Here is a 2,017-nt window from a genome sequence, read left to right on the forward strand (position 1 = left end):
TAACCTGGGACTTATCTGCCGATGAATTGCATATATATGTTGATGGAAGCTCTGCTGCCTCATCGTCAATTTCATCTAACGGCACTATGGGTGATGTAGGAAATATCTTCTTCGGGGACAATTCATCTACTTATCTAACACCAGGCGCTTCAGCTTATGGCCGTTTGGATGAGATTAAAGTTTACGATAGCGTGCTGACTGAAGCAGAAATTGGAACGGCTATGGGGGACTCTCATGCTTGTAGCTCGTGTTCTTTAGGTAGTTTTTCGATTACTCAGCCTGACTATGGGTTAGCCTGCCCGAGTTCCAGAGCTGAAGTGAGTATTCAAGCTGTATGTGCGGATGGTGTTACTGATAAAACTGACTATGTTGGTACGATTGGTTTAAGTACCAATGATGATTCAAATAGCGAGTTTTATGATGCTGCTAGCGGTGGTTCCTCCATATCGGGTCTCACTCTGGATGGCTCTGAAAGCGGTGCAGCAACGGTCTTTTTATTCCATGAGAGGGCGGTTGATGGTGTGGTCGTGACCGCCGAAGATACTGCAGAGAGTGTAAGCTCTACCGCAACGCCGGGTACAAACTTTAGTGCTTACGGATTTGTTGCCACCAACCCGGCCTCTTTTGTTTGTGGTAATTCTGAATCGATGACATTAACCGCTGTCGGTCAAACTCAACCAAGTGGTAGTGCTTGTTCAGTGTTGACTGATTTTGACGGGAGTAAAGATTTAAAAGCATGGTTTGAGGTGAATTATCAATCTGATGAGTCACCCGCTATTGCAGATACGGCCAGGACTTCCCTAAGCCTTAATAACACGCTTATCGCTAACAGTTTACCTGCTAGTGATAATCTGACTTTAGATTTTGATCAAGGTGTAGCAGATCTTGACGTTAGGCATTTAGATGCTGGACAAATATTGTCTATTAACTTTGAACATGAGGATGGGCTCAGTGAAACGCCACTTATGCAAGGTCTTATGTCTAATGCCTTTGTTGTCTCTCCTTCCTTGATTGAGTCGACTGTACCGAGCGCGCCAAGTTGTTCTTCTCCTTTTGGATCTTGCAGTGAGTTTGCAACGGTCGGTGATAATTTTACTCAGCAGCTTAGAGCTGTCTGCGCGGATGCAAGCGCAACAACGGCTGAGAGCTATATCAGTCCTTCGCCAATATCGTTGCGTAGTAATCTTATTGCACCGCTAAGTGGTGTTAATGCCAATGTTGCCGAGAGCAATGTGGCCTTTACATTGGCAGATGATGGTGTTGTGTCGGTGACGCAACAAATAGATGAGGTGGGGGTTTTCACTATGGAAGCCTATGCCGTGCCCGATTATGCGGGTGAAGTCGTCAGCGGTGGTACAAGTGGTAATGTTGGTCGGTTTATCCCTGATCGTTTTGATGTGAGCTTTTCCGTCACAGGAGGAAATTTTGCCCCAGCGTGTAATGTCGTTGGACTATCGCCCTTCACTTATATGAATCAGGCCTTTCAATGGAATACTGTCCCTGAATTGACGATAAGTGCTGTACGTGCTGATGGCACGATTACACAAAACTATGAAGGTGATTTTTGGCGCTTGGGTGCAAACCTGGAGCTAGATGAGTCTTGTGGTGGTAGTGTAGGCGTTAAGGGTTTTTGCTATACCGATAATGCAGCGACGGCGGCGACATTATCCTCGCCAGTTGGAGATATAAGTTATGGTGCGACAACAGATATTGATGGAACGCTTAGCTTACTTATCCACTCTAGTAACCCTAACTTCAGTTATGATCGACCTGCAGGGACCAATATCGTTCCTTTTGACGCAGATATTGATTTGGTCGTTACTTTGGAAGACGATGATGATGTGACAGGCACTAGTAATTTAGCAGCGCTTGGTTTCCAATTTAGCTCAGAATTACGGCAAGGACGGTGGAAAATGGAGAATGCCTATGGGCCTGATACTCAAGCGTTAAAAATGAAGGCTTACCCCCAATATTATTCTAGCGCCGGAACCTTTGTTGCCCATACTGATGATCAATG

At 45.5% G+C, this 2,017-nt stretch carries 1 protein-coding gene; it reads left to right on the forward strand.

The window, feature by feature from the left end; translation table 11 throughout:
* Positions 1-2,017, forward strand: a 2,017-nt coding sequence (locus tag A3735_RS16850) for a DUF6701 domain-containing protein (RefSeq protein ID WP_156499725.1), incomplete at both ends; no start/stop codon positions are given.

Source organism: Oleiphilus sp. HI0061 (assembly GCF_001635675.1).